25 protein-coding genes and 4 tRNA genes are annotated in these 22,292 nt (G+C 67.8%); 11 read left to right on the plus strand and 18 right to left on the minus strand.

Annotated elements, in window-relative coordinates; translation table 11 throughout:
• Positions 1–253: 253 nt before the first annotated feature.
• Positions 254–325, minus strand: a tRNA-Val gene (locus A5645_RS15765).
• A 157-nt stretch (positions 326–482) separates the two neighbouring features.
• Here A5645_RS15765 and A5645_RS15770 point away from each other — a divergent pair.
• From A5645_RS15770 to A5645_RS15790, 5 genes are all read left to right on the plus strand, one after another.
• Positions 483–555: transfer RNA gene (locus tag A5645_RS15770), tRNA-Gly, on the plus strand.
• A 29-nt stretch (positions 556–584) separates the two neighbouring features.
• Positions 585–658 (plus strand) — tRNA-Cys (locus tag A5645_RS15775).
• 14 nt (positions 659–672) lie between these two features.
• A tRNA-Val gene (locus A5645_RS15780) sits at positions 673–747 on the plus strand.
• A 98-nt stretch (positions 748–845) separates the two neighbouring features.
• Positions 846–1,235 (plus strand): DUF805 domain-containing protein, encoded by a 390-nt coding sequence (locus tag A5645_RS15785; protein ID WP_065130183.1) that lies wholly within the window; start codon positions 846–848, stop codon positions 1,233–1,235.
• Positions 1,236–1,293: 58 nt separating this feature from the next.
• Complete coding sequence (locus tag A5645_RS15790) at positions 1,294–1,506, plus strand: hypothetical protein (protein WP_065130184.1); 213 nt, start codon at positions 1,294–1,296, stop codon at positions 1,504–1,506.
• 532 nt (positions 1,507–2,038) lie between these two features.
• Here A5645_RS15790 and A5645_RS15795 read toward each other — a convergent pair.
• The 15 genes from A5645_RS15795 to A5645_RS27165 form a co-directional block, all read right to left on the minus strand.
• A complete protein-coding gene (locus A5645_RS15795) occupies positions 2,039–2,437 on the minus strand; it encodes a hypothetical protein (protein WP_065130185.1) in 399 nt (132 codons plus the stop codon).
• A 76-nt stretch (positions 2,438–2,513) separates the two neighbouring features.
• Positions 2,514–2,969, minus strand: a complete 456-nt coding sequence (locus A5645_RS15800; RefSeq protein WP_065130186.1) for a MarR family winged helix-turn-helix transcriptional regulator — start codon at positions 2,967–2,969, stop codon at positions 2,514–2,516.
• Positions 2,970–3,007: 38 nt separating this feature from the next.
• Positions 3,008–3,901 carry a VOC family protein gene (locus A5645_RS15805; protein ID WP_065130187.1) on the minus strand — a complete coding sequence of 298 codons (894 nt, stop codon included), beginning with the start codon at positions 3,899–3,901 and terminating at the stop codon, positions 3,008–3,010.
• 19 nt (positions 3,902–3,920) lie between these two features.
• Complete coding sequence (locus A5645_RS15810) at positions 3,921–5,108, minus strand: acyl-CoA dehydrogenase family protein (RefSeq protein WP_172830544.1); 1,188 nt, start codon at positions 5,106–5,108, stop codon at positions 3,921–3,923.
• Between the two features lie 25 nt (positions 5,109–5,133).
• Positions 5,134–5,901, minus strand: coding sequence for an SDR family oxidoreductase (locus A5645_RS15815; protein WP_065130189.1), 768 nt, complete (start codon positions 5,899–5,901; stop codon positions 5,134–5,136).
• Positions 5,898–6,332: a cupin domain-containing protein gene (locus tag A5645_RS15820; protein ID WP_065130190.1), complete on the minus strand. Its 435-nt coding sequence runs from the start codon at positions 6,330–6,332 to the stop codon at positions 5,898–5,900. Before A5645_RS15820 ends, A5645_RS15815 begins: the two co-directional genes overlap by 4 nt.
• Entirely contained in the window at positions 6,325–7,308 is a 984-nt protein-coding gene (locus A5645_RS15825) for a dihydrodipicolinate synthase family protein (protein WP_065130191.1), read from the minus strand. The genes A5645_RS15820 and A5645_RS15825 overlap by 8 nt, the downstream gene beginning before the upstream one ends.
• Positions 7,302–8,036 (minus strand): class II aldolase/adducin family protein, encoded by a 735-nt coding sequence (locus tag A5645_RS15830; RefSeq protein ID WP_065130192.1) that lies wholly within the window; start codon positions 8,034–8,036, stop codon positions 7,302–7,304. The genes A5645_RS15825 and A5645_RS15830 overlap by 7 nt, the downstream gene beginning before the upstream one ends.
• Positions 8,023–9,042, minus strand: a complete 1,020-nt coding sequence (locus A5645_RS15835; RefSeq protein ID WP_065130193.1) for a ketopantoate reductase family protein — start codon at positions 9,040–9,042, stop codon at positions 8,023–8,025. The genes A5645_RS15830 and A5645_RS15835 overlap by 14 nt, the downstream gene beginning before the upstream one ends.
• Positions 9,042–9,956, minus strand: coding sequence for a VOC family protein (locus tag A5645_RS15840; RefSeq protein WP_081288375.1), 915 nt, complete (start codon positions 9,954–9,956; stop codon positions 9,042–9,044). Before A5645_RS15840 ends, A5645_RS15835 begins: the two co-directional genes overlap by 1 nt.
• Entirely contained in the window at positions 9,953–10,729 is a 777-nt protein-coding gene (locus tag A5645_RS15845) for an alpha/beta hydrolase (protein WP_065130194.1), read from the minus strand. Before A5645_RS15845 ends, A5645_RS15840 begins: the two co-directional genes overlap by 4 nt.
• Positions 10,722–11,765, minus strand: a complete 1,044-nt coding sequence (locus A5645_RS15850; RefSeq protein WP_065130195.1) for an LLM class flavin-dependent oxidoreductase — start codon at positions 11,763–11,765, stop codon at positions 10,722–10,724. The genes A5645_RS15845 and A5645_RS15850 overlap by 8 nt, the downstream gene beginning before the upstream one ends.
• Before the next feature lie 32 nt (positions 11,766–11,797).
• Complete coding sequence (locus A5645_RS15855) at positions 11,798–13,408, minus strand: FadD3 family acyl-CoA ligase (protein ID WP_065130196.1); 1,611 nt, start codon at positions 13,406–13,408, stop codon at positions 11,798–11,800.
• Positions 13,405–14,151 carry a hypothetical protein gene (locus tag A5645_RS28765; RefSeq protein WP_065130197.1) on the minus strand — a complete coding sequence of 249 codons (747 nt, stop codon included), beginning with the start codon at positions 14,149–14,151 and terminating at the stop codon, positions 13,405–13,407. The genes A5645_RS15855 and A5645_RS28765 overlap by 4 nt, the downstream gene beginning before the upstream one ends.
• Positions 14,152–14,153: 2 nt before the next feature.
• On the minus strand, positions 14,154–15,110 hold the full coding sequence (locus A5645_RS27165) for an FAS1-like dehydratase domain-containing protein (protein ID WP_081288377.1): 957 nt from the start codon (positions 15,108–15,110) through the stop codon (positions 14,154–14,156).
• 51 nt (positions 15,111–15,161) lie between these two features.
• On the opposite strand from A5645_RS27165, the gene A5645_RS15870 reads away from it, so the two are divergent.
• The 6 genes from A5645_RS15870 (at position 15,162) to A5645_RS27820 (ending at position 20,922) form a co-directional block, all read left to right on the plus strand.
• Complete coding sequence (locus A5645_RS15870) at positions 15,162–16,325, plus strand: acetyl-CoA C-acetyltransferase (RefSeq protein ID WP_065130198.1); 1,164 nt, start codon at positions 15,162–15,164, stop codon at positions 16,323–16,325.
• A 14-nt stretch (positions 16,326–16,339) separates the two neighbouring features.
• Positions 16,340–17,248, plus strand: coding sequence for an SDR family oxidoreductase (locus tag A5645_RS15875; RefSeq protein WP_065130199.1), 909 nt, complete (start codon positions 16,340–16,342; stop codon positions 17,246–17,248).
• Between the two features lies 1 nt (position 17,249).
• Positions 17,250–18,965, plus strand: a complete 1,716-nt coding sequence (locus A5645_RS15880) for an FAD-dependent oxidoreductase (RefSeq protein WP_065130200.1) — start codon at positions 17,250–17,252, stop codon at positions 18,963–18,965.
• 10 nt (positions 18,966–18,975) lie between these two features.
• A complete protein-coding gene (locus tag A5645_RS15885; protein ID WP_065130201.1) occupies positions 18,976–20,226 on the plus strand; it encodes a cytochrome P450 in 1,251 nt (416 codons plus the stop codon).
• Positions 20,227–20,319: 93 nt separating this feature from the next.
• Positions 20,320–20,643 (plus strand): hypothetical protein, encoded by a 324-nt coding sequence (locus A5645_RS15890; protein WP_065038584.1) that lies wholly within the window; start codon positions 20,320–20,322, stop codon positions 20,641–20,643.
• Positions 20,644–20,682: 39 nt separating this feature from the next.
• On the plus strand, positions 20,683–20,922 hold the full coding sequence (locus A5645_RS27820; protein ID WP_065130202.1) for a DUF2510 domain-containing protein: 240 nt from the start codon (positions 20,683–20,685) through the stop codon (positions 20,920–20,922).
• On the opposite strand, the gene A5645_RS15900 is transcribed toward A5645_RS27820, so the two are convergent.
• Both A5645_RS15900 and A5645_RS15905 read right to left on the minus strand, forming a co-directional pair.
• Positions 20,900–21,853, minus strand: coding sequence for an alpha/beta fold hydrolase (locus tag A5645_RS15900; RefSeq protein WP_065130203.1), 954 nt, complete (start codon positions 21,851–21,853; stop codon positions 20,900–20,902). The genes A5645_RS27820 and A5645_RS15900 overlap by 23 nt on opposite strands.
• Before the next feature lie 38 nt (positions 21,854–21,891).
• Positions 21,892–22,218 carry a DUF732 domain-containing protein gene (locus tag A5645_RS15905; protein ID WP_065130204.1) on the minus strand — a complete coding sequence of 109 codons (327 nt, stop codon included), beginning with the start codon at positions 22,216–22,218 and terminating at the stop codon, positions 21,892–21,894.
• Between the last annotated feature and the right edge of the window lie 74 nt (positions 22,219–22,292).

Below are 22,292 nucleotides of genomic sequence, written 5' to 3' on the forward strand. Positions count from 1 at the left end.
TAGCTTGCTGGCTGACGAAACCGCTTGTGCGGCGGGGAATCTCCGGTCGCGGGAAGACGTCGTTCAGCGTGACGGTGCGCAGTTTGCGGGTCTTGATGATGTCCACCAGCGGCCGGCCGCCGCCGGTTGACTTCCCGCACGCCGGGACGCTCCCGTTTGGGATGGACCAGGCCAGGTTAGGCCGAACGCCGGCCGACGCCGCAGTGCATCCGTCGAGCGTCGGAAGCTTGGTATTCAGACGTGATCTTCGAGGTGGTCCCGGCTGGGATCGAACCAGCGACCTTCCGCGTGTGAAGCGGACGCTCTCCCACTGAGCCACGGGACCGGCGCCGAGAGGCGAACGACGTCGAACACTAGCACGATCACCGCTGGCGCCGGCGGGGGCTCTCAGGCAGGCGCGCCCGGTACCAAGGGATTTGTGTGGGCCGGTTCACTGGACTATCGTCTTGCTTCGCACCGGACGACGATCTCGCCCGTTGCGCGCGGATGTAGCGCAGTTGGTAGCGCATCACCTTGCCAAGGTGAGGGTCGCGGGTTCGAATCCCGTCATCCGCTCGAGAGGTGCAAGAGGCATCAATCCCAGCGGTGGAGTGGCCGAGTGGTGAGGCAACGGCCTGCAAAGCCGTGCACACGGGTTCGATTCCCGTCTCCACCTCCAGTTTTGATCTCCCAGCGCGATTAGCTCAGCGGGAGAGCGCTTCCCTGACACGGAAGAGGTCACTGGTTCAATCCCAGTATCGCGCACCACGTTCTACCTGCCGGTTCGTGGCGTTCGCACAACCACGCACTCCAAGGCCGCTGTGCTACTCTCCGCCCACCTATCAGCTCCACAACGAGGTGATGAGATGGGCTTCGGGCAGGCGATCTCGACCGGATTCGTCAAATACTTCAATTTCAACGATCGGGCCTGTCGATCCGAATTCTGGTATTGGAGTCTCTTCACGATCGCCGTCGGCATTCTGACGGCCATCATCGACGGGCAACTGGATATCCAAGTCACCAACGTGGCTTTCCAGGTGGTCACGTTCATTCCGAGCCTGGCCGTCGCCGTTCGACGCCTGCACGACATCGACAACTCGGGCTGGTGGGTGCTGATCGCTTTCCTGCCGATCCTCGGCTTCATCGTTCTCGTCATCTTTTGGGCGATGCGGGGCACCGACGGGTCGAACCGCTTCGGCCCGGATCCCTTGGCCGAAGACCCCTCCGCGAACCAACCCTTCGGCGCCCCAGCCTGAGGGCAAACGCTCGACCCGCGTTGCCCTGAGCCCGATACACCCCGGCTAGGTTCTAGAGGTGAGCTGGACACGGTACGAGGGCAAAGCACCCGCAGACCCGGCTCTGCACGGCGACGCACTCTGGGCGCAACTCCAAGACCACATCCGCCTCCACAATCCGCACTACACGGACGTCCGGCTCGACAACGCCACAGCGACCGACGAATACGACACGTCGGTTCACCCGGCCCGGCGGTGGTATGTGGTCACCTATTTGGCCGAGGGCGCCTGAGACACTCCCGAGCCAAAGCGGCCCCTGCTCCACCAGATCCGGTTGCTACGCGGACCCCGGATACGTTGGTGCCCAGGCGATCACGTATGGCCCGGCTTGGTGGCCACCGGCTGGGACCTGAGCGTGTGTCATCTTTACCACGCCGACTTCAACGACAACAACGACCCAGTCGGGATCGCCGAGGGACCCGGTCCCGGCTGTCGGCCGACAGAGTCACGATCAGGCCATCGTCTACAGATTCGAGTGAGCTATGAATCGCATCCGACGTGTATCGGCCGTAGCCGCCCTCACCCCGGCGATGGTGCCGCAGTTTCGCAAACCTGGGCGTCGCTTCAGCGGACCCGAATGTGTGTGGCGGGCCCGGTACGCCGCCCTACGCTGGTCCGGGCCCGCTGACACCGGAACAGCAGTGCGCACTGATTGCGTGGCAGACCTGGACGCCATGCAATTGGTTGGGCGTGCAGGTCCCGGTGGGCACCCCCCGGGTCGGCGTAACGGTCCAAAACCACGGAGCCACAACGTAACCGAAAAGTCAGTGCCGCTCGTCCTCACGGGCCTTGGCTTCATCCTCGGCCTGGCGCAGATGACTGTCGTGCGCGGCCTGCCAATGCTCGTCGGCCTTCTGCTGCAACAAGTACCGTGGCCCGTCGTCACCACGGATCGCGGCGCGCTGGTAGATGTTCGCGGTCTGCTCGTGTATGCGGGCCAACTCCTCGTGCCGATGGGCCGCAGCCAGGTGAGCCTCGCGGGCGCGTTCCAACGCGGCCTCGGCGCGCTGTTGGGCGAGGATCGCCGACTCGAGTGTGGGCCGCCGACCGGCAGCCAGCTCCGCTCGGCGCTGGCGCAGTTCCTCTACCCGGCGTTCGACCCTGGCCGTCCGTTCCGCGAAATACTTGTCCTCGGCGTGTCCCTCGCCCGCTGACCCCGTCACCGTCCTGCCATCCTCTGAGTCCGATTCCGGCGGAATTGACCGTGCCGGCACGATCAAAACACTATGCCGAACGACGTCACTCGTCGACGTCGAGTGCTTCGCTGACTCGGGTGAGGAACTTGCTGAACTTGACTACCTCGGCCTGGCTGAACTCGGCGGCCAGCAGGTCGTCGATCTCGGCCAGTTTTGCCGAGGCGCGCCGCCACGCCGCCCGCCCGGCCGCGGTGAGCCGCGCGTCGATGATCCGCGCGGAGACCTCCGATTGCGCGCGCTCGATGTAGCCCTTCTGCTCCAGCGCGGTGATGAGCCCGACCATCGCCTGCGGGGTGACGAACACCGTGCGAGCCAGCTCGGCCGACGACGCCTTTCGCATGTGCGCCAGTGCCTGGATCACCCCGAACTGCGCCTTGGTCAGCCCGGTCCCCCGCAGCTTGGCGTCGAGCAACCGGGCGGCCGCGCGCTCGGCGCGTTTCAGCTCCCACGGTAGGTGGGCCACCGTGGGCTCGTAGTCGTCGTCTCGCTGGACCGCCATCGAGATCAACCCTAGCGGCGGTCGGCGGGGCTGGACGGTCACACCATCTCCATCAGGCCGTGGTGGCCCCAGTAGGCGCCGGGCCGGCCCGCCACGAAGTGCTCGGTGACCCACGTGTCCGGATCGATAACGCGTGGCTCCCAGGCGTACTCGATGTTCCAGCCCGACGGGTTGCGGAAGTAGAACGACACCGAGTGGTCATTGGGGTGCCGGCCCAGCGTCGTGGTGGTGAGCTCGTGATCCAGGCACACGTCGTAGGTGGAACCGACGTCGTCGATGGTGTTGGTCTGCAACATCAGATGCTGAATCTTGCGCGGCGCGTTGGGGGCGGCGAAGAACGCCAGCGAATGGTGGCGCCCGTTGCAGTGCAGGAAGCTGGCCAGCAGCCCCATCCGGGGAATCACCGTGTAATCGCTGACCCCGAATCCCAACACGTTGACGTAGAAGTCGCTGGCCTTCTGCACATCCGAGGCATAACAGACCACATGGCCCAGCCCGTGCTCGCCGGTGTGAAAGCCCGAGAGCGGCCGCGACGGCAGGAAGGTCGGTCCGAACATTGCCTCATGCCCGTAGGCCAACTCCATGCGGACCCCGCTGTATGGGCAGGTGAAGTACACGAAACCCAGCACCCGGCGCAGGTCTGCTTCGCCCGGACTGCCTTCCAGCACTTCGACTCCCGCGTCCGAGACGGCGGCCGCCGCGCGGTCGAGCGAAACGCGGTTGTTCACCTCCCAGCCGACATAGCTGATGTCATCGGTGTCAGCAGGCGACACCACCAGCCGGTGATGACGGTCGTCGAAACGCAGATACAGCGCGTGGTCGTCGGTGTCGGGCATGATCTGGTGCCCCAGTACCTGGCTCGCGTATCCGCGCCACGCGTCAAGGTCGGTGGCGCCGGCACCCAGGTAGGCGAGTTGATTGACGAGGCTCACGCTTATGCCCTTCTATGGCTCAGGAGAAACCCGGCGGCAGCGGCAGTCCGAGTACCTGCCTGCCCCAGTTCCCGTAGACGGTGTCGGTGTTGTAACCCATGTGCGCGGCGACGCCGTGTACGTCGCGCCAGGCCTGCTGGACGGTGTGGTGGTCGAAAAGTCCACTGCCGCCGCTGAATCGCATTGCGCGCTCGACGGCCTCGACGCACATCCGCACGGCGGTGGTGACATCGCGGTTGGTGGCAAGACGCTGTTCCAGCGTGGGCCCCAGACCCTGCTCGACGAGATCGTCGAGCAATCCGGCGCGATAGAGCATCAACCCGCGCGCCGCCTCGGCGTGCGCCGCGACGGTCCCGACATGGATGATCATCGGGTCGCTCAACTCGGGCAGGCCGGTGAACTTCGAGACCTTCTTCTTCGAGTAGCCGGCGAAGTCGCGTGCGGCCCGCCGGGCGATCCCGATCGCCGTCGACCCCAGATAACTCGAAAGTGCCGAGGAGAACGAAAGTTTGAAGATCGGTGACAGGTTCGCCAACGACCCGGGCGCGCGGCCCTCCATCACGTCGACCGGATCGACGGTGCGATGGGCGGGTACAAAGGCGCCGTCGATCACCACCGTGTTGCTGCCGGTGCCGCGCAGTGCGCACGTCGACCACGTGTCCACGACGGTGTAGTCGCTGCGCGGCAGCAGGCACCACCGCGGTGTCGGGGGGCTCGCGCCGTCCGCCGGGGGCACCACAATGCCGACCATCGCCCACGAACAGTGGTCGGAGCCACTGGAAAACGGCCACCGTCCACTCACCCGGAAGCCGCCGTCACACGCCGACACCTCGCTGGCCTCCGCGGCAAACGAGGACGACATCAGCGCGTTCGGGTCTTCACCCCACATGTCGTACTGGGCTTCCAGGTCGAACACCGATCCCAGCCAGAAGTGGCTCGCCAGCAGCCCGAACACCCAGCCGGACGCGCCGTCGCCTTCCGCGACCGTGCTCACCAGCTCGACGACGGCGCGGCTGCCCAGTTCCAGGCCACCCCAGCGGGCGGCCTGGTTCATCCGCAGCAGCCCACTGTCGACGAACTCGCCGATTGTCTCCTCGGGCAGTCGCCGGGCCTGCTCCCCCGCCAAACGCCGCTCCAAGACCGCGGCCGCCAGCCGTTCGGCCACCTGCCTGGCGTCATCCAGAGACATCACCCGAGTCGATGTCACCTCACCACCTCCTGACCACCTCTTGCTAGAAGTTCTCCGGCCGTGCGGCCGCATCGATTCCGCCGTCGACGACGAGCACGCTGCCGACCATGTACCTGCTGCCCTCCGACAGCAGCCAGCACGCCGCGTCGGCGATGTCGGGCGGCTGCGCCCACCGCCGGATCGGTGCGGGGTTCTCGTCCATCAACCGCGCGATCTCCGGGTCTGCCATGGCGATTTCGGTCATCGGCGTGACGGTGGTGCCCGGGGCGATGACGTTGACGCGGATGCCCGCGGCGATCCACTCCGGTGCGATGCGGCGGCCGAACTTCAGCGTGGCCAACTTCGAGGTGTTGTAGGCGATTCCGTGATCCCCGTGTTTGACGGTCAGCTCGATCGCGCGCTGCTCGTCACCGGCCAGCATCGCCTCACACGACTCGTCGTCGACGGCCTGCACCATCGGCGCGATCGAACTCACCACCACCACAGCCGGTTTCGTCGCGGCGGCCAACTGCGGCCGCAACGCCGTCAGCAGGTCGACCTGCCCGAAGTAGTTGACGCTGGTGAGCAATCCGATGTCGAGGACCGACGGGCCCACTCCGGCGTAGCCGATATAGCCGTCCAGTGCGCCGCCCGCCGCATCGGCGATGGCGTCGGCGGCGCGGGCGCGACCGCCGGGATCGGAGAGGTCGGCTTGGATTTCGGCGTCCGCGAGGTCGACGCCGATGACGCGTACGCCCTCGGCTTCGAGGGCCTGCCTGGTGGCCAGTCCCAGACCCGATGAGCTGCCGGTGACGACGATCGTGCGGCTCACACGCGGGCCCCTTTGTCTGCCAGCACTTTCTGGTAATCGCCGGGGCTGTTGATCGCCAGGTAGGAGCAGCGCTGGCTTCCGACATTGCGGATGCCGTGCGGCACATTGGCCGGCACCATGACCGCCTGCCCGACGGCGACGGTAACAGGCGGGCGGTCGCCGATGGTGTACTCCGCCTCGCCGGCGATGATCACGTGCAGGTGTTCGGTGACCGGATGGTAGTGAAAGTCGTTCTCCTGCCCCGGTTCCAGGTTCCACACCACGATGCCCAGGCCGCTGTCGGCGATGTTGGAGTACATCAGCGTGACCACCGCCGAGTCAGGATCGAACACCTGATAGGTGGTCAGGTCCACCACCAGTGACTCGGGGCGGGTGGGGTCGATGCGCCCGACCAGGTCCGGCACGAAGCGTTCGGCGGATTCCTTAAGCATGAACCGGCCCCTTTCGGTCCGCGGTTTCGGTGGATTCACACAACTTTCGCCAGGCGGCCGCGTTGGTGAGCGCCGCAGCACGCCAGGCCTCGGGCAGGTCTGTGTACGGAGGGCGCGGCGGCCCGCATCGCGTGTACCCGGCGGCGTCAATCCGCGCCTTCTCGAACTGCAGGTTGTACTGCGCGAACAAGGTGAAGTCCGGAATGGACAGCGGCACGGTGTCAATGGCCTCCAGCAGCACGATGGCCCGGTCGCGATCCCCCGCGGCCACCGCCGACATCGCCGCCACCCAGGGCTGTGGTCCCATGGCCGCCGAGGTCGCCCAGCAGCCGTGCGGATACTCGGGGAACGCCTTGTAGGCCGCGGTCAGCAGGCCGCCCTCGCCGTTGAGGAAGGCGACCTGCTCGCCCGCCACCGTCAGCAGTTCCTCGGTCAACGGGAAGCTGGTCTTGCAGGCCACCACCGTCGGGCAGCGCTGCGCGACACCGCGCCAGAACTCGATCGGGTACTCGAATTTGAAGAAGAACCGGTTGGCGTACACCAGCAGCGGCAGGTCCGGCACCGCCTCGGCCAGGTCGGCGTGAAAACCGACGGCGTTCGCCAATGTCGGGGTCTGCCAGAGCGGCAGGCCGACGAACGCCCCCGCCAGACCGAGTTCCCGCACGACGCGCATCTGTTCGACGACCTCTTTGGTGCCCAGGGCGGTGGTGCCGGCCAGCACCGGCACCCGCCCGGCGGCCGTCTGATTCACCGCGTCGTACAACTGCACCCGCTCGGCCCACGTGGTGGTGGCACCCTCACCGGTGGTGCCACACAACCCGATCAGCCCGACACCGTCGCGGATCAGCTTGTCGGCCAGCCGGCAGGCCTCGTCGAGGTCGACGGTCGACTCGGGGCCGAGCGGATCGACGTCGGTGCGCATCGGCGTCGGCGGCAGGGCGAGTACGCGCCCCTGGAAATCTGCGGCGGTCAGCATAGGCGCTCCTTCGGTTTCAGCACATCGGGGTCGCGGCGAAGCTCTTTGCGGGCCATCGCTTCCCAGAACCCCTCGAATTCGGCGACGCCGAGCGTCGCGTTGACGTCGGGCTGCAATTCCTTTGCCCCGCCCAGGCCTTCGACCAGCGCGGCGCGTTGGCAGCGCTCCGCGAACGACACCGCACGCAGGTGTGCCCGCGGCAGGTCGGGACCGAGGATGAACACGCCGTGGCCGGCCAACAGCGCGATGTCCGCGTCGCCCATCGCCGCAACGGCGTTGCGGGCCGCCTCCTCGGCGGCAACGGTCCCGCCGAACTCATCGACGAGCACCACCCGGCCGCCACCGAGTGCGCCGGTCTGGTCATGAACGCCCGGCACACGCCGGGCGTTGGCCCACACCGTCACCCAGCGCGGGTGGTTGTGGATCGACACGGCGACGTCGTCGCGGACGCGGTGCAGCGCCAGGTGCAGGTTGACGCCGGGGGCGGCCGGCCAGCGGCCTTCGAGCACATTGCCGTCGAGGTCGATGCGCACCACATCGTCGGGTCCGAACTCGTCCCACAGCAGGAACCACGGGTTGGTCAGCAGCGTGCCGTCGCTTTGTTTGTAAGTGATGTGCCCGGCCAGGTGGTCGTCGTAGCCCTCGTGCCACAGGGTGCGGGCCAGCAGCACCAGCTCCTGTTCGGGCGTCAGCGGCGGCAGCAAGGCGCCGGGCTCAGCAGTGAACATCGACGGGCACCTCCCCGGTCACCATCAGCTCGTAGCACCGGACGATGCGGTAGGCGGCGGTCAACGCCGGCGCCGCGACGCCGAGTCGTGCTGCGGCGGAGACGAATTCGCCTAGGGACTCCTCGACTTCGGTGTGCCGGTGACGCAGTAGGTCGTCGTGCATCGAGGGCCGGCCCCGCACGCCCCGCTCGGCCATCCCCCGGCCCAGGGCCATCGCGCGCTGCACGGAGGCGTCGAAGTCATCGAGCGCGAACTGGCGGAACTGCGCGTACGGCGCGAAATAGTCGCGCGGGGTGTAGCCCAGTGCGCTGTAGACACCGAGCAACTCACCGGTCAGTTGCACGTAGTATTCGGCGCCCGGCCGGGTCTGCAGGGCTTCGGTGATGGTGCGCTCGGGCAGGAAACCGACGGCGGTGATCGAGAAGGCGGCGATGAGCGCGGCCTGGAGCAGCTTCTCCCACTCCACCGCCCCGATGAATTCCGTTGCCACGGCGCCGAATCCCGCGTCACGGAAAGCGGCGGCCAGCCGCTCGACCCGGGCCGAGAGGATCCCGTCGAGTTCGCCGAAGTAGAACGACACCGGTGCGGTTCCGGTGTGGTGCACGTGACCCGGTTCGACGAGCGTCGCCGATTCGGTGGTCGAGGCCCCGATGACCCGGTCTGCGCCGATCCATTCGGCGAGCCGGGCGTCCTTGGTGACACTGTTCTGCAACGACAGGGCGGCGTCGGCGCGCAGCGCTGCCGCTTCCGCCAGGGCCTTTGCCGTATCAGCGGTTTTGACGGTAAGCAACAGATAGTCGAACGGCCCGGTGGCCTCGGCTGGAGTGGACACCGCGCCTAGGCGCACCGTGCCGAATCCGCGAATCCCCGCTATCCGCAACCCGTTTCGCCGGATCGCCGCAACGTGATCCGGGCGTCCGATCAGCGTGACATCCACGCCGGTCTCGGCCAAGCGCGCTCCGACGAGGGAGCCGAGGCCCCCCGCGCCCAGCACACAGATCCTCATCAGCTTTCGACCTTGGCGTCAGCGATGTCGTCCATCATGTCGCCGCGGTGCCCCCACAGTTCACCGCGGCCGGTGTAAGTCCGCGCCACCCAAGTCGTGTCGTCGATTTGCGATGCCTGCCAACCGATTTCCATGTTGAAACCGGACGGGTTCTGCACGTAGAACGACAGCGTGGGGTCGTTGAAGTGCTGCCCCAGGGTGTTGACGATCGGGATCTTCAGATCCATGACGCGGTCGTAGGCTTTGCCCAGGTCCTCGAGGCGACTGACCTCCAGCATCAGATGATTCGGCCCGGGCGGCATCGGCAGGTCGAAGAAGCCGATGCTGTGGTGGCGTGCCGTGGTGCGCATGAAGACGACGGTGTTGGGACCCCAGGCGAACCGGTCGGTGAGCCGGAATCCCATGGCGTCGCGGTAGAACGCCTCCGCCTCGGGCGCGGACGCGACCGCGTAGAACACGTGGCCGATCCCGAGCGGCCCGGTCAGAAACGCCTGCACGCCAGCGGGTGAGCGGAACGGCAGCTCCTCCACCGTTTGGCCCCAGTAGATTTCGTGGTGATTTCCCCACGGGTCGTCGAACGACGCCAGGCCCGACACACCGCGGCGGGCACGCAGTCGATCGTCGGCAGCTTTGACCGCGACACCGTGCGCCTCCAGGTGCGTGACGGCGGCATTCAGGGCGACGTCGTCGGCCACCTCCCATCCCGCGGCGACCTGCCCGTCGCGGTCCGCGGGCTGCACGGCGATCCGCCAGCTCCGTTCGTCCAGGCGCAGCCACAGCGTGCCGTCGGGCTCGGCCGCGGGCGGCCCGCCGGCGGGCATCATGCCGAACGCGTCCACGGTCAGCTGCCGCCAGGCCGCCATGTCGGTGACGTCGTAAACGACGTAACCGAGGCCGCGCAGGTCGATGGTCACCGCAACACCGAATCCAGCCAGGCCGCCGTGAGCGCCAACAGTTCGGGCCGATCGAACGCCGGGTCCTCGTGGCCGGCCCCGGCCAGCGACAGCAGCGTGCTGGAGACGCCCGCGCGTCCCAGCGCGTCGTGCAATGCCGCCGACTCCGATGGCGGCACCATCCGGTCCCGATCGCCGTGCGCGATCAGGAACGGCGGCGCCGAGGCGGGCGCGTTGGCCGCTGCCACCAGCGCCGACGTCGCCGCCGGAGCGTCGGCCACATCGTCTGACCCGAGGACGGCCGCCTCGAAGGGCGGGAACATGATCTGGCGCTCCAGCGGGCTGCGGGCACCCGATGACGCGAAATCGGCCGGGGCGAACCAGATCAGGGCGGCCTGCACCGCGCTGGACGGGTCCGGGTCGAGCGCGGTCATGCTGGCCAGATAGCCGCCCGCCGAGGCGCCCCACACCCCGATCCGTTCCGTCGACAACCCGTAGCCGCCGCCATTGGCCCGCAGCCACCGCACCGCCGCCTTCATGTCGTCGAGCTGCGCCGGGAACAGATACCGCGGGGCGTGCCGGTAGTTGATCGACGCGACCGCCACGCCGCGAGAGGCGAGTCCGCGCAGCCGGGTGGCCTGCGCGTCGGACTTGTCCCCGAACTGGAAGCCACCGCCGTGCGCATACACCACCAGCACGGGATCCGCGGTAGCCGGCAGATAGAGGTCCAGGCACAGGTCGACACCGTCGACGGTCGCGTAGGTCAGGTCGCGCAGCGCCTTGACCTCAAACACTGGCCTGCTCCAGCGCCGCCGAGCGAACCGCCGGCGCCACGCGGGTACCCAGCAGTTCGTAGCTGCGGGCCACCGCGTCGCGCGTGAAGGCCGCGTAGTCGCACCAGGCGGCGAAGGTGCCGAAGCCGCCTTCTCGGCACTGCTCCACGATCTGTTCGGCGACCGTGGCGGGCGCTCCGATCAGGTAGTCGTCCGGATGGGAGAGCATCGCTGCCACGTTGGGGTCGGCGGCCTCACCCTGCCGCAACACGCCCAGTTGCGTGAGATCGGCGGCGGCCTCGGCGAGTTCGCGCGCCTCCGTGTCGGACGGGGCAACGAACACGCGCCGACGCAGCGCGAGCATCTCGGGACCCGACGGCGTACCGGCCTCGCGTGCGGCCGCGCGGTAGGCCTCGGAGATCTGCGCCGCGAACGGCCGGGGCAGCCAGCCCGTGCAGATCCGCCACCCGCGCCGGGCCGCCCATTCGGCCGAACTCGCCGACATGATGGTCGTCCACACCGGCCGGGCCGGATTACCCTGCAGCCGTGGCACTATCGGTACATCGACCAGGTTGTGGAAGTCGTCGCGGTGCGTGACGTACGGGCCCGCGAGACCCTTTTCTAACAGGTCCGCGACGCTGTAGTAGCGAGGGCGGATGTGTTCGGCAGGCAACCCCGCCTGCACGGCTTCGTCGTCGCCCGCTCCCGGCCCGATCCCGATCTCGAACCGACCGCCCGACAACATATCCAGCATCGCGCATTCCTCGAGGAAGCGGCGGCCGTCGTGCAGGGGCAGCACGCTGCCCATGATGCCCAGGCGAAGCTTGCTGGTACGGGCCGCGACCGATGCAACCACCAGTTGCGGGGACGGCGCGATGAAGATCGGGTTGAAGTGGTGTTCGGCATAGAAGACCCCGTCCAGCCCCCACTGCTCGAGTTTGGCGGCCAATTCCACATACCAGCCGTAGGTCTCGCGGCAGGCGTCCACGGTCAGGTCTTCGGGAGCGGGGGCGGCACCGGAGGTGAAGATGTTGAACGCCCACACGTCGATTGCCATGCCTACCTCCGAATACCGTAAAGACCTTTATATCAATTTGTTGATGGTTTTGGAACCTTTGACCGGGTCCATTCGGCCAGCGTGCGCTTGTCCACCTTGTTGGCCGCGTTCAGCGGCAACTCCTCGACCAGCATCACCCGGCGCGGCACTTTGTAATTGGCCATATGCGTTCGCGCCCAGTCGATCACTTCACCGGGATCCAGCGACGCACCCGAAGCGGGCACCACGAACGCCGCACCGACCTCGCCGAGCCGCTCGTCGGGCACGCCGACCACCGCCGCGCGAGCGATGCCGTCATGCGCGAGCAACAGGTCTTCGATCTCGGCGGGATAGGCGTTGAATCCCCCGACGATGAACATGTCCTTCTTGCGGCCGACGACGCGCAGCCGGCCGTGTGGGTCGGCGACGCCGAGGTCGCCGGTGTGCAGCCAACCGAACTCGTCGATCGCCTCGGCGGTCGCCGCCGGATCGTCCAGATAGCCACGCATCACGTTGAATCCACGCACAACGATTTCACCGAGTTCGCCGGGCGGCAGGGTCGCGCCGTGCTCGTCCACGATGCGCGCCTCGACGCCGTCGATGACGCGGCCCGACCAGCGGGCGATCACTTCCGGTGGGTCGTCGGGCGAGCTCACCGACACCACCCCACTCGATTCGGTCAGCCCGTACGCGGTCAGCACCGTCTCGAAGATGTGGTGGCGGCGCAACCGGTGGATCAGTTCGACCGGGATCTCCGCGGCGCCGGTCACGGTGAGCCGCAACGAGGACAGGTCCGCGCCCTCGCGCTGGTCGAGCAGTGATTGCAGCAGCGTCGGCGGGCCGGGGAGCACCGTGATACGTTGCGCGGCAACCAGTTCGCCCAGCCTTTTGGCATCAAACACCGCGACCGGCAGGATCGTCGCCCCGCGCATCAGGCAGGCCAGAAATCCCGCCTTGTAACCGAACGAGTGGAAGAACGGGTTCACAATCAGGTATCGGTCACCGCGGCGCAGTCCGATCGCCTCGGTGTAGACGCCGAAGCAGCGCAGATTCTGACCGTGGGTGGTCGGAACCCCCTTGGGCCGGCCCGTGGTGCCCGAGGTGAAGAGAATGTCGGCGTCGTCGTCGGGGCCCACCGCGTCGATGGCGGCCAGCACGGCGGCGCGCGGCACGGCCGCACCCGCGTCGAGGAACTCCCGCCACGTCCGCGTTCCCGGCCGCAGCGCCGAACCGCTCAACACCACCACGGTGCACAGGTCCGCCAGTTCCTCGCCGCTGTCGCGCAGCATCACCTCATAGTCCGTGCCGAGAAAACCGTTGACCGTGAACAGGACTCGAGCCCGGCTGGCGCGTAACACGTGTGCCGCCTCGGCCGCTTTGAAGCGGGTGTTGACGGGAACCAGCACCGCCCCGGCACCCTGAATGCCCAACGCCGCGGTCAGCCAGGCGCCGCTGTTGGGCGCCCAGATCGCCACCCGCTCACCGGGCGTGATGCCCGCCGCCAGCGCGGCGGCTGTGGCGGCCCTGACATCGGCCGCCAGCTGGGTGAAGGTGCGCCGGCTTTCGCCCTCGATCAGCGCCGCGTCGTCACCGAAGCGACGGGCCGCCTGCTGGGTGAGCGCCGGCGCGCTGCGCCAGTGCACGTCGTAGCGCTGACTGATCACGGGTCGGTGCCCACCACCGTCGGGCGAAACGGTCCGGCGAACAGGACACTGCCGACACCCGTCACGGCGTCGGCCAGCGGAGCGAACGCCCGGTCCCAGCACGCGGCCGGATCGTCCTCCAGGAAGCAGGCGACCATCAGCCGCTCCCCCACACCCGCCACCTCCGGCGCCGCGGGCGGCCACCAGGGCTCCTTGGGGCGCGGTGCGAACGCGATCGCCGACGCGACGCCGCTGCCGGCCCATCGATCACCGGCATAGGCACCGAACAGCCAGTCCGCCAACGCATCGAGGCTCACCTCGGGTGTCCGCTCGAGGACCAGCCACACCAGTCCCGGGTAGCCGTGGGCCGGAGCGAGGAACAGCGGCACTCCGTCTGGGTCGCGTTCCCAGGTGGCGACCCGGTCGTAGGTGGTGGCGGTCTGCACCGTCTTGTGCTCGTAGCGGCTGGCGCCGGCCAGGTTCTCGGCCACCCACTTCTGCTGGTCGGCGAGGTGGTCCCGCTGAATCCAGTAGAGCGTCAGGTAACTGCCGTCGGTGAGCGGGCCGAACGGTCCCGAGCCGAACCGCCGCGCCTTGAGTTCATCGGAGGCGAACCAGCGCGCTGCGCCTATGGTCCACGGCGCCAGGATGCCGCCGACGTACATGTGGTCGCGCTCGTACCAGCGGTTGAAGTCGCGCTCGTGTCCGGGAAGCGGCTCGTGCAGCGCGAAGACCGCGTGGCCGACGTCAACCGGTGCACCCATGATCAGTGGTAGATGGTGGTTCGTTCGCTGGTGCGGACCAGTTCGCCGCGCTGGTTGGTCCACACCGCCCGGTCGACCAGGAGCAGCATGGTGCCCAGCCGGCCCTCCTTCTCGTACGCACTGACCAGCGTCACCTCCGAACTGATCACGTCGCCGGGCCGAATGGGCGCCCCGTACCAGGTCCGCTGGCCACCGTTGAGCCCGCGGCGCCCTGGTTCGGTGCCCATGCCGCGCATCCAGGGGTAGGCCTCCGGGTGGAAGTCGGGGTGCCAGGCATAGGGGTTGAAGTCGCGCGGCGCGACCAGTCCGCCCCAGGGGCCGAGTGCGGCGACGGCGATGTCGAACTGGTCGGCCGGGGGTGGTTCGGGATACCAGATGGCCTGCGCCCAGCGGCGAATGTCGTTGGCGTCGACCGGAAGTGACTCGAGGACCGGTAGCGCCCGCCCGAGCCAGCCGATGGTTTCGGGGTCGAGGTAGACCCCGGGCGCGCGGTCGGTGTCGACCGACGGCGCCGGGCCGGGAGGCATGGCGGGCGGCCCGTCGAACCACACCACCTCGGCGGTGGCGGGCGTGGTTTCGGCGCCGTCTTGGTTGCGCACGCCGAGCTCGAGCACCGAGAGTTGCAGTCCGTCGCGCTCGGTGGAGTCGACCACCTTGCCCCATACCGTCAATTCGTCGCCGGGAAAGTTCAGCGCGCGGAACTGGCAGCTGTAGGAGGCGATGTCGCCGCGACCATCGATCCAGCGGTGCAGCGCCGCATGCTGATAGCCGACCCGCAGATTGCCCATGCCGAAGATATCGGGTTGTCCGGCGGCGCGGGCGGCCTCGACCGACATGTGCACGTCGATGAACTCGTCGTTGACCGCGGCGTAACGGTTCCAGTGCGGCAGGTCCGTGACGCGGGAGAAAGTCCCAAGGCTGACACCCGGCCCCGGACGAATACGTTCGGAAGTTGACATCAAGACATTGATATACCAGGCTCGGCATCGAACGCAAGGAGGCGGACGCACATGACCACCACCCGGCCGGCGGCGTTCATCGTCGATGCGGCCCGCACCCCGGTCGCCAAGCGCAACGGCGGGCTCAAGGATGTCCATCCGGCGGACCTCGGCGCACACGTCATCCGAAATCTGGTCGAACGCAACGACTTCGACCCGTCAGCGATGGACGACGTGGTGCTTGGAGTGTGCGATCAGCTGGGTCCGCAGGCCGGTGACGTCGCCCGTACCTGCTGGCTGGCCGCCGGGTTGCCCGACGACGTCCCGGGCGTCACCGTTGACCGGCAGTGCGGCTCGTCCCAGCAGGCCGTGCATTTCGCGGCCCAGGCGGTGATGAGCGGGACCCAGGATCTGGTGATCGCCGGCGGCGTGCAGAACATGAGCATGATCCCGATCTCGGCCGCCTACACCGCCGCAGCGCAGTGGGGGCTGTCCGATCCGTTCAGCGGCAGCGTTGGGTGGACCGCGCGGTACGGAGCCGAGGAGGTGTCCCAATTCCGGTCGGCCGACCTGGTGGCCGAGAAGTGGCAATTGACCCGCGCCGAGCTCGACGAGTACGGGCTCGAAAGCCACCGCCGGGCTATACAGGCCATAGACCACGGCTGGTTCGAGCGCGAGATCGTGCCGCTGGCCGGCGTCACCGCCGACGAGGGCCCGCGCCGCGACACCTCACCGCAACGCATGGCCGCGCTGGCGCCGCTTCGGCCCGGTGGCACGGTGACGGCCGGCCACGCGTCGCAGATCTCCGACGCGGCCAGCGCGGTGTTGATCGCCTCCGAGCGGGCCGTCGCCGACCACGGGTTGACGCCGCGCGCCCGCATCCACCACCTCGACGTCCGCGCCGACGATCCGATCCTGATGCTCACCGCGCCGATCCGCGCCACGCACCGCGCACTGAGCCGCTGCGGGCTGTCGATCGAGGACATCGACCTGATCGAGATCAACGAAGCCTTCGCCCCGGTGCCGATGGCGTTCACCCGTGAACTGGGTGCCGACCCGGCTGTCGTCAACATCGCAGGCGGCGCCATCGCGCTCGGCCACCCCATCGGCGCGACCGGCACCCGCCTGCTGACCACGCTGCTGCACGCGCTGGAACGGACGTCGGGCCGATACGGCTTGCTGACCATCTGCGAGGGCGGCGGCCAAGCGAACGTCACCATCATCGAACGAATCTGAAAGGAGATCGCCGCGTGGGTATTTGCGACGGACGCGTCGTCATCGTCACCGGAGCGGGACGGGGCATCGGCGCCGAGCACGCCGTGGAGTTCGCCCGGCAGGGCGCTCGGGTCGTCGTGAACGACCTCGGCGGAGCCCCGGACGGCAGCGGCAGTGACACCGGTCCGGCCCACCAGGTCGTCGAGCGGATCACCGCAGTCGGCGGCGAGGCCGTCGCCAATACCGACGACGTCACCGACTTCGACGCCGCACAGCGCCTGGTCGCCACCGCCCTCGACACGTTCGGCCGGCTGGACACCGTCGTCAACAACGCCGGGATGCTGCGCGACCGCATGTTCGTCAACATGAGCCCGCAGGAGTGGGACGACTCCATCCGGGTGAATCTGCGCGGGCACTTCTGCGTGAGCAGGCATGCGGCGGCCTACTGGCGCGATGAGTTCAAGGCCGGCAACCCCGTTGACGCGCGCATCGTCAACACATCCTCGGGCGCCGGGCTGATGGGCAACATCGGGCAGTCCAACTACGGCGCCGCCAAGGCCGGCATCGCGGCACTGACCATCATCCAGGCCGTGGAACTCAGCCGTTACGGGGTGACCGCCAATGCGATCGCACCCTCGGCACGGACCCGGCTGACCGAGGGTGTGTTCGCCGACATGATGGCTGAAGTATCCGATGGCGGGTTTGATGCGATGGCGCCGGAAAACATTGCCCCGCTAGTCGTTTGGCTGGGCAGCAACGAGTCCGCCGACGTCACGGGCCGGGTGTTCGAGGTCGAGGGCGGCAAGATCTCGGTGGCCGACGGGTGGCAGCACGGGCCGCCGACCGACCTGGGCCGGCGGTGGGATCCCGCCGAGGTCGGACCGACGGTGCGTGACCTGATCGAGAAAGCGCCACCGCCGGCGGCGGTTTACGGGACGTTCTGAGATGACCACCGACAACGAGTTCGACGTCGTCGTATTGGGATCCGGTGCCGCCGGGCTGGCCGGTGCCCTGCGCGCGGCGCTGCTCGGGCACAGCGTGGTGGTTTTGGAGAAGAGCCCGATGTGGGGCGGTTCGGCGGCGATGTCGGCCGGCGCGGTGTGGGTGCCGAACAACCCGAAGATGGGTGAGGTCGCCGTCTCCGACTCCAACAAGGACGCGTGGGCGTACCTGGAGGCGGTCACCGAGGGCCAGGTGCCGGCCGAGCAGCGACGCGCCTTCATCGACGGCGCCAACCGCATGATCGCCACCTTCGAGGCCGAGACCGACGTGCGGTTCGAACCGGTGCGCGAATACCCCGATTACGACGGCTTCCAACCGGGCGCCAAGCCGGGCGGGCGTCCGCTCGAACCGCTGCCGTTCGACGGGAACCTGCTCGGTGAGGACTTCGCCACCCTGCATCCCTGTTACCCGGGCGAACTGATATTCGACCGGTTCATGATGCGCCTCGCCGAGGCGCGGGCTCTGATGCAGCCCGGCATCAAACCCAAGCTCGGGCTGCTGGCCGGGCTGGGCCGCTATGCGCGGCGGCGCGACTCGCGGCGACGGTGGCAGGGACGCGACCCGTACTTGACCCTGGGGCAGGCGTTGATGGCCCGGCTGCGGATCGAACTGAAACGGCGCGGGGTGCCGGTGCTGCTCAATACCACGGTGCGGCAATTGATTACCGAAGACGACCGGGTCGTCGGCGTCGAATTGGACGCCGGCGGGGTGATCCGGGCGCACAAAGGTGTGCTGCTGGCCACCGGCGGGTTCGAGCGCAACGACCTGATGCGCAAGCGCTATCAGCCGCTGCCCGTCGACGCTCGCTGGACCGTCGGCCACGAGGGCAACACCGGTGACGGGATCGTGCTGGCCGAGCAGGTCGGCGCCGCCCTGGACACCGCCACGATGAACAACTGCTGGTGGACGCCCGCGGTACTGCCGCCGGGCGAGCCGACCGCCTGGGTGCTGGTGATCGAAAAGAGTTTGCCGTGGGGCCTTTTCGTGGATCGCGATGGGCGGCGCTTCGTCAACGAGGCCAGCAATTACAACAACATCGGCAAGGCGATGTATGCGGCGCACGAAAAGACCGGAAAGGCCATCCCGGCCTGGATGATCTTCGATGCCAAGTACCGCAAGAAGTTTCCGATCGGGCCGGTCAAACCCGGCATGCTGCAGCCGGACCGCCTCGTCCCCGAACGGCTACGGCCCGGGCACGGCTGGCTGTACAAGGCCGACTCGCTGGAAACGCTCGCGGCCCAGATCGACGTGCCCGCAGCCGAGCTCACCGCGACCGTGCAGCGTTTCAACGAATTCGCGCGCCACGGAACCGATCCCGAGTTCCATCGCGGCGAGACCCTTAATGATCTGCACTACACCGACCCCCGGGTCAAGCCGAACCCGTCGCTCGGCCCCCTGGACAAGGCGCCGTACTACGCGGTGCAGGTGGTGCCCGGTGACCTCGGCACCAAGTCCGGGCTGCGCACCGACACCAGCGGCCGGGTGCTCACCGGTGACGGTGCACCGATCGCCGGCTTGTATGCGGCGGGCAATACGACCGTCAGCGTGATGGGGCCGTCCTACCCCGGGGCGGGCGGCACCTTGGCCCCGGCCATGACGTTCGCCTTCCTTGCCGTCGAAGCGATGGCGTCCGACATCGTTGCGACAACGTCCACCTAGGAGTTTCGCCGTGCCGACACCAAACCTGCCCCCTGGGTTCGACGTCACCGACCCCGACATCTACGCCGAACGCCTACCGGTGGCAGAACTCGCCGAACTGCGCAGGGCCGCGCCGATCTGGTGGAACGAACAGCCGATCGGCAAGGGCGGATACAACGACGGCGGCTTCTGGGTGCTGAGCAAGCACCGCGACGTCAAGGAGGTGTCGCTGCGCAGCGACGTGTTCTCCAGCTGGCAGAACACCGCCATGTCGCGGCACCGGGACGATGCCAGCCGGGACCTCATCGAGATGCAGCGCTTCGTGATGCTGAATATGGATGCGCCGCATCACAGTCGATTGCGCAAGATCGTCTCGCGCGGATTCACCCCGCGCGCCGTCGGCCGGTTGCGCGATGAACTTGACCAGCGGGCACAGAACGTCGCCAAGGCGGCCGCGGCCCAAGGCTCGGGGGACTTCGTGGAGCAGGTGGCCTGCGAACTGCCGCTGCAGGCCATCGCCGGGCTGCTCGGGATACCGCTCGAGGACCGGATGAAGATCTTCGACTGGTCCAATCAACTGGTCGGCGACGTCGACCCCGAGTACGGGAATGCCGACAGCCTCACGGCGTCAACACAATTGATCGCCTATGCGATGGAGATGGCCGCCGAGCGCACCAAAAACCCGACCGACGACATCGTGACGAAGCTGGTGGAAGCCGACATCGACGGCGAGAAGCTCTCCGACGACGAATTCGGCTGGTTCGTGCTGATGCTGGCGGTCGCGGGCAACGAGACCACCCGGAACTCCATCACCCAGGGCATGATGGCATTTACCGAATTTCCCGATCAGTGGGAGCTGTTCAAGCGCGAGCGTCCGGAAACCACCGCCGATGAGATTGTGCGGTGGGGCACCCCGGTCACCTCGTTCCAGCGCACCGCGCTGCAGGACGTCGAATTGTCCGGCGTCACCATCAACAAGGGCCAGCGGGTGGTGATGCTTTACCGCTCGGCCAACTTCGACGAAGAGGTCTTCGAGGATCCGTTCACGTTCGATATCACCCGGAACCCCAACCCGCACCTGGGGTTCGGCGGGCACGGCGCGCACTACTGCATCGGCGCCAATCTGGCCAGGATGACGCTGGGATTGATGTTCGGTGCGATCGCCGACCACATGCCCGATCTGGCGCCGCTGGCCGCACCAGACCGGTTGCGCTCGGGTTGGCTCAACGGCATCAAGCACTGGCAGGTGGACTACACCGGCAGGTGCCCGGTCGCGCGCTGATTTCTTGGGATCGGTAGCCAAGCGTCCATCCTCTACTTGTCACAACGACCAGCGGCCGTCGAGAATCGACGGGCCGAGACAAGGAGCGGGACGATGAAGCGGATCTTCGCTGGAGCATTGCTGTCGGGTGCACTTGGGATGGCCAGTCTGGGAGTCGGTGCGGGCACCGCGCAGGCCGATCCCGGCACGGGCATCTGCAACCAGTTGGCGATGTGTAGCTACGTGTGGTGCCCGGGCAGCCCGCTGCCGATGCCGGATGTGGTGTGGGACATGAACGTTTGCCACCACTATTACGGCGGCAGCCTTGGTCACCCGGGAACCGAGGGCGGCATCCCGGTGGGCGCCCACATCCTCGAGGGCGACCCGTCGCCGGCCAACACCTGCATGGGCTCCCCCATCTGCCTGCCGGGACTGTAGAACGCACGGCATGATTGTCACGACGGCAGGAGGCATCCGGTGGCTACGCTTCTGGTCTTGCTGGTGTTCGGCGGTGTCGCCATCGCCGCTGTCGCCGCGGTGATCGTGGTGCTGGTCAGGCTGGCGGACTCACCCAAGACAGAGTCCTACGTGCCGCACGCCTGGCCGGCTTCCCCTGTGACCGCACCGGGCTGGTATCCCGACCCCAGCGATCCCGCACTGCGGCGGTACTTCGATGGCCGGCAGTGGACGTCGGCTACCCAGCCAGCGACTCAATGACTTTGACCAATTCGCCGGGCGCCTCCCAATTCAGCGCGTGCCCCGCATCGGGCACCGTGACAAGTCGGGCTCCGGGAATGCCGGCCGCCATCCGGCGCGAGTGGCTCGGCGGCGTGGTGCGGTCCGCGGAGCCGACGATTACGACTGTGGGCACGGTGATTTCGCCCAGGCGCGGGTAGCGGTCTTCGCGGGAGAAGGCCCGCACGATCGGCAGTAGCGGCCCGTGCTGGTCGACGTGCTGCCGGAACCCCTCGGTGAACACCGCAACCATCGCCGGCGACGGCCGTGTCCCGCACTGCGCCGCGCCGAACAGCAGCGCAACGGTCTTGTTCCGGATCAGCCGCTGCAGGATGCCGTACTGCAGCAACGGGATCTGCACCTTGTTCTGCGGCGCGCCGTCCATCACCCGGCCGGCCCAGGTGGCGCACAGCACCACCCCGCGCAGCCGCCTCGCGAAATCGGGGTGGTCCAGCAGCGCGCGGATCGTCACGAAGCCACCCATCGAGTGTCCGATCAGCACGGCGTCCTGGACGTCGAAGTGCGCGAGCACCGCGGCGAGGTCCGCGGCCATCTGCTCCGATCCGATGCCGTCGGAACCGAGCGTGGATTGGCCGTGGCCGCGCTGGTCGAGCGCTGCCACCCGGAAGCCCCTGGCCAGCAGGTCATCCCAGACGACGTTCCATTCCGCGAGGGTGACGGTGTAGCCGTGTACAAGTACCACCGTCGGTCCTTCGCCCGCCGTCAGCGCGCGCAGGACGGTCCCGTCCGGACGACTGATGCGGACTTCCTCACCTTGTGGTTCGGCGAGAAGTTGTTCGCGGGTAAAGGGATCCGGGTTGCTTTCGATCCGGTTGACCAGGGCCCGTGCCCCGCCCCAACCCAACAACCCCGCCGTTGCCAACGCCGCGCCCGCGGCCCGCCCTGCTCTCATCGAAGCCTCCCGACGCTCGGCGGTGTTGACTTCGAGTTCTACCCGCTGCCTTTCGCGGGAAGTTTCGCGGGGCAGTAGACGTTCGCGGCGATAGCGGTGAACCTCGCGGCGTTCTCCTGCGACAGACCCGGGTTTCCGTTCTGCAGCACCTGGACCACCTCGACCCCGGACTTGCCGCCGTCGGCCAGCGTGCAGACCGTCTTGCCGGCGGCGATCGCGCTCTCCGGGTCGTTGTAGGTGATGCCTGCCGCGTTGAGGGATACCAGGAACGCTTGATCCTGGTTCGCGTCAGCCTGCGCCGGCGTGGCCAGTCCGATCGCTCCGGCCGCAATAGCTGCGCTGGCCGGAATAAGCAGGAGTTTCATAGCTTTCAGATGGTCGCAGAGCACGGGGCGACGCGCATCTCGAGCGGGACCGTCAACCTGTGGTTGACAAATCT

Source organism: Mycobacterium asiaticum (assembly GCF_001673635.1).
In the GTDB taxonomy this organism is placed as follows: Bacteria; Actinomycetota; Actinomycetes; order Mycobacteriales; family Mycobacteriaceae; genus Mycobacterium; species Mycobacterium asiaticum_C.